Origin of the sequence: Sphingopyxis sp. KK2 (assembly GCF_001990265.1) — a bacterium.
Lineage (GTDB): Bacteria > Pseudomonadota > Alphaproteobacteria > Sphingomonadales > Sphingomonadaceae > Sphingopyxis.
This window is the reverse complement of the sequence record NZ_LYVN01000210.1, coordinates 1-4,832: the sequence shown is the minus strand read 5'-3', so window position 1 is coordinate 4,832 and position 4,832 is coordinate 1. Positions and strand designations below refer to the sequence as shown.

The window sequence follows — 4,832 nt, the reverse complement described above, 5'->3', positions numbered from 1 at the left end:
TCGGCGGCGGCGGGCTGCTCGGCCGACAGCTGTCCGGGAACCGGCGCGTCGGGGGCCAGACCAAGATCGGCGAGCGACGGTGCCAGCACGACGAGCGCCTCGGCGACCGGGGTCGACGCGGCGGGGCTGCTGGCGATCGGTGCAGCGGGCACTGGCACAGGTACGGCGACCGGGACCGGAGTCGGCGCGCTGTTCGCCGGCACGGCCTGCGTGACCGGACGCAGCACGGGCGCGAGCACCCCGGTGATCGATCCAAGCGAAAGCGGCATGGTGAATTCCCCCTCGAAAAGCTGCGGCCGCCTAGGGAGCGCGCGCTTAACCGGGTGGTAATCCGCGTGGTTTCCGCGCGCTTAAACATGGCATTTCTATCCCGATATGGGACAGAAACACCATGTCCTGCCGCGTGCCGGTCAGCCGCGCGGCTGCGTCGCGGGCAGGAAGCTGCTCTTGCGCAGCAGCGCCGCCGAAACGAGCGACACCAGCAGCGCGACGGGCAATATCTCGACGAAGGTCAGCGCCATGCGGAACGCCGGATTCTTGTACTGCTCGGCCATTACGTTCATCTCGGTGGAGAATTTCGCGATCTCGGCCGCCGACTTGCCCGCGGCGCGCATCGCCTCGACCTGGCTGGCGATATATTCGGCCATGAAGCTACCGCCGGTCTGCCACATATAGACCTCCCAGCTCAGCACATAGAAAAGCGCCGCGACGAAGGAGATGCCGAGCCCGACCGACAGCGCCTTGCCGAAAGAGATCACCCCGCCGCGCTCGACGTCGCGATAGCGTTTCACCCCGACAAACACGAAGATCATCCCCAGCAGCATCGACAGATAGCCGGCGACCATGCCCATGGTGCCATGGTCGGTGACGACCGCGATGCTGATCTGCATGCCGATGACGACGATGACGCCCGCGATGGCGCCGTAAACCGCGATGATCCTGCCCATGTCTTCTTCTCCCCAGATGGTGAATGCCATGCGGGATGGGCCCGGACAACGGCCGAAATCTATCGCCCAAAGGGGTGATTGGCGCGTTTTCGCCCGATTTTACGGCAGGATGTCGAGCGCCTGCGCGCGCTGCACCGCCTGCGTGCGGCTCGCGACCTCGAGCTTTTCATAGACGCGCGCGACATGCGTCTTCACCGTGTTCGGCGAGATGGCGAGCTTGCGCGCGATGACCTTGTTGGCGTCGCCCGCCGCGAGCAGTTCGAGCACCTCATATTCGCGCGCGCTGAGGCCCAGCGCCGCGATCGCCGCGTCATTGGGGGCAAAGGGCGGCCGTGGCCGCGCGGTGAGCCGGTTCCCCACCCAGATGCCGAGCGCGACGCAGATCACCGCGATGCACGCGACATAAAATTCGGTCGACCAGCGATGGACGACATGTTTGTAATTGAGCCATTCGAGCAGGAAGGCCGCCGCCGCGAGCGCTATGCCATAGAGGAGGATCGGGCGGATCATGGCCCGAGATAGACCATCACCCGCGCGCGCTGGCAAGCTGGGTCAGCCCTCCCAGCCCTTGGCGCTGTCGGCGACGATATGGAAGTCGACGCGCACCGCGCCCGCGCGTTCGAACTGGAGGATCAGCGGCACGCTGCCGCCCGCGGCGAGCGGCGCCTTCACGCCCATCAGCATCAGGTGCAGCGGCGTACCCGGCTTGACCTCGGTGCGGGCGCCGGGGGCGAGGTCGAGCGGCCAGGCATCGTCCATCGACGCCCTGCCCTCGGCGCGAGTAACCCGGTGCAGTTCGACGCGCGCCGCGCAGGTGCATCGCGCCGAGAGCAGCCGGTCGGGCACCGCGCCGACATTGGCGATGGCCACATAGGCCGCGACGTCACCGCCGGCCTCGGGCGCGTCGCGGACGATCGCGCGCGACAGCCGCAAATGGTCGAAGGCGATCGTGCCCGACGCGGGCGCGGGGCCGACCGACGCAAATTTCATCGAAAAGAGCGGCGTCCACGCCTCGCCCTCGCGCTTCTCGGATGCGGCCGAATAGCCGTCGTCGACGAAGCGCAGCCTGTTGCGGATCGCCATCGCCTGGCCCGCGGGGCCGACATACTCCTCGTCGGGAAAGTCGAAACCGCCCGCGACGGGCAGCGCGCGGCCCGCGCTATAGCCGCCGTCGCCGGCGAAATAATGATAGAGGATCGTGCCGTCGGCGGCGTTTCGGCGATAGAGGCTGATCCCGCCATAGGGTTCGGCGCCGCCCGTGACGATATGCCGGTCCTCGATCGCGGTGCCGCCCTCGACCAGCCGATAGCAATGGGTGTCGCGCGCCTTGCCGCCCGGAAATTCGGCGGTCCAGCATTGCCCGGCGAGCGGCGCGAACAGCTCGGCGAGGGGCGGCGCTTCGTCTGCCGCCGCGACGGGTGTTGCCGCAACCAGCATCGCTACGATCATGGTCCCTCGCATCGCCCGCTCCTCCCGTTCGAGGGCGGCAAGGATAGCGCGACTTGAATGATCGATCAAGTCGCCGAAGCTGCGGCATCGTTACCGGAAAATTTACCATCTTTGCCTAGCCTCAAGGCCATGATGACCAGCAGCACCCCGCAAAGCCCGCGCCAGCATATGCGCACCAACGTGTCGATCGACGTCGTCGTCAACGGCGTGCTCAACATGGTCGAGGGCCGCATCACCGACCTGTCCGAAGGCGGCGCGCGGATCGAGGGCGGCGTGATCCTGCCGGTGCGCTCGCGCTGCGAAATCCATTATGCGGGCCAGACGGTCTATGCGGTCGTGATGTGGGCCGAGGTCGACCGCATGGGCGTGCGCTTTCCCTACGAACTCACCGACGGCCCGCTCTACAACGCCCTCGACCGCGCCCGCGGCGCCTGGCCCAGCGAACCGGCGCAGGTGTTTCGCAGCATGCGCCCGACGACCTTCGGACGGCGCGGGTTGAACTGAGGCTGGCGAAACACCGGTCGCGGCATCGCCATATTGCTGCGCCTTGCCTCGTCCTTCCTGCGCCCCTAATTTGCGGCGATGCGGACTCGATATGGCCGGCGCGCCATAAATATGGCAGCAACCCTTGCGGTGATGACGTCGCTATCGATGCTCGTCGTCGCCTATGTCGGGCTGGCGCTGCCCCTCGGGCCGCTGATCGCACTCAACTTCCTGCTCTTCATGGCAGTGACTTGGCTCGTCGGCCCCCAAGTCAGCTTGATCCGGCGCGGTGACCACATCAGCAGAGTTCAGCACAATGTCTGGCGAGTGGTCATGCTCGCCTTTTCGGTTTGCGGCCTCACGGCGCTCGCGTCGGGGGCGGCGATATGGTGATCGGTTTCGCGCCCTAAAATACGACCGCCCCGCCTTGCCGCGTTCCTCTTTTGTCCCTACCCTTTGGCAATGGCCGCCCCCCTCCCCCTGCCCGCGATTCACGCGAGCCATGTCGGCATCTGGCTTGCCGATGCGCAGGGCCGCGCGCGGCGGGTCGATCGCGGCGAGGCGATCGCGGCGGTCGCGGGAACCCCGCATATCCTGCTCGGCGCGCCGCTGACCGGCGACCGGCTGGGTTATCCCGACCTGTCGGGGCTCGACCTGCTCGAATTGTTCGCCTTCCTCTATCCCGCGCGCTTCGCGGTGCCGACCCCCGCCGGGATGGCCGCCGCGCTGGGGCTGGACCCGCCGAAGACCGAGGCCGAGGTCGCCGCCTTCCTGCCGCAGGCCGCCGCCGCAATGCTGGCGAGCCTCGACGATCCCGACTGGCCCGAACGCGAGGGCGCCTGGCACGGGCTGCAGGCGCTCGCGCGCCAGCGCTGGCCCTGGGCGGCGCTGATCCAGCGACAGGCCGCGCCCGAGCGCGACGAACGCTGGCTGTTCGCACGCCTGCCCGAATGGGAGGAAGGGTCCCCGCGCGGGCAGCCGCGACAGGTGACGATCAACGATGACGATGTCACGGCGCGGCTCGACCGGCTGACCGGCGACGGCGCCGAACAGCGGCCGGGGCAACAGGATTATGCGCGCGCCGTCGCGGGCGTCTTCGCCGCGCGCGAGCGCCGCGACGCGCCGCAGATGCTCGTCGCCGAGGCGGGGACCGGGATCGGCAAGACGCTCGGCTATCTCGCGCCCGCCAAACAATGGATCGACCAGTCGGCGGGCGCGGTGTGCATCTCGACCTTCACCAAGGCGCTGCAACGGCAATTGGCGCGCGAGACCGAGCGGCTCTATCCCGACCCCGCGACGCACCGCGAAAAGGTGGTCGTGCGCAAGGGCCGCGAAAACTACCTCTGCCTGCTCAACCTCGAAGACGCCTTGCAGGGCGGTTTTTCGGGCCGCGCCGCGATCCTCGCGCAGCTCGTCGCGCGCTGGGCGGCCTATACGCGCGACGGCGACATGGTCGGCGGCGACTTGCCCGGCTGGCTGCCCGCCTTGTTTCGACGCAACGGCACGACCGCACTCACCGACCGGCGCGGCGAGTGCATCTATGCGGGCTGCCCGCATTTCCGCAAATGCTTCATCGAGCGATCGGCGCGCGCCGCGACGCAGGCCGACATCGTGATCGCCAACCATGCGCTGACGATGGTGCAGGCCGCGCGCCCGCGCGACGGCGGCGGCGCGCCGATGACACGGCTGATCTTCGACGAGGGCCATCATTTGTGGGACGCCGCCGACAGCATGTTTGCCGCCGCGCTGACCGGGCAGGAAGCGATCGAGATCCGCCGCTGGATCCTCGGACCCGAGGGCAAGTCGCGCGGGCGGCGGCGCGGGCTCGCCGCGCGGCTCGCCGATGTCGCGAGCTATGACGAAGCGGGCGACAAGGCGATCCAGGCGGCGATCCACGCCGCGGGCGAACTGCCGGGCGACGGCTGGCTCGGCCGGCTGGCCGAGAACCAGCCC

General features: G+C 68.5%; 5 protein-coding genes and 2 pseudogenes. 3 read left to right on the top strand and 4 right to left on the bottom strand.

Annotation, left to right across the window (positions count from 1 at the left end):
* The 4 genes and pseudogenes from B1A78_RS22860 to B1A78_RS20440 all read right to left on the bottom strand — a co-directional run.
* Nucleotides 1–269, bottom strand: a pseudogene (locus tag B1A78_RS22860) (hypothetical protein); the annotation flags it as partial.
* Nucleotides 270–410: 141 nt separating this feature from the next.
* Complete coding sequence (locus B1A78_RS20450) at nt 411–977, bottom strand: DUF4199 domain-containing protein (protein ID WP_083734380.1); 567 nt, start codon at nt 975–977, stop codon at nt 411–413.
* A 69-nt stretch (nt 978–1,046) separates the two neighbouring features.
* Nucleotides 1,047–1,457 carry a response regulator transcription factor gene (locus B1A78_RS20445; RefSeq protein ID WP_077148713.1) on the bottom strand — a complete coding sequence of 137 codons (411 nt, stop codon included), beginning with the start codon at nt 1,455–1,457 and terminating at the stop codon, nt 1,047–1,049.
* A gap of 42 nt (nt 1,458–1,499) precedes the next feature.
* Nucleotides 1,500–2,408, bottom strand: coding sequence for a copper chaperone PCu(A)C (locus B1A78_RS20440; RefSeq protein WP_083734378.1), 909 nt, complete (start codon nt 2,406–2,408; stop codon nt 1,500–1,502).
* 117 nt (nt 2,409–2,525) lie between these two features.
* On the opposite strand from B1A78_RS20440, the gene B1A78_RS20435 reads away from it, so the two are divergent.
* The 3 genes and pseudogenes from B1A78_RS20435 to B1A78_RS20425 all read left to right on the top strand — a co-directional run.
* On the top strand, nt 2,526–2,900 hold the full coding sequence (locus tag B1A78_RS20435; RefSeq protein ID WP_256839613.1) for a PilZ domain-containing protein: 375 nt from the start codon (nt 2,526–2,528) through the stop codon (nt 2,898–2,900).
* Nucleotides 2,901–3,011: 111 nt separating this feature from the next.
* A complete protein-coding gene (locus B1A78_RS20430; protein WP_077148711.1) occupies nt 3,012–3,272 on the top strand; it encodes a hypothetical protein in 261 nt (86 codons plus the stop codon).
* 69 nt (nt 3,273–3,341) lie between these two features.
* Nucleotides 3,342–4,832: pseudogene (locus tag B1A78_RS20425) on the top strand (ATP-dependent DNA helicase); the annotation flags it as partial.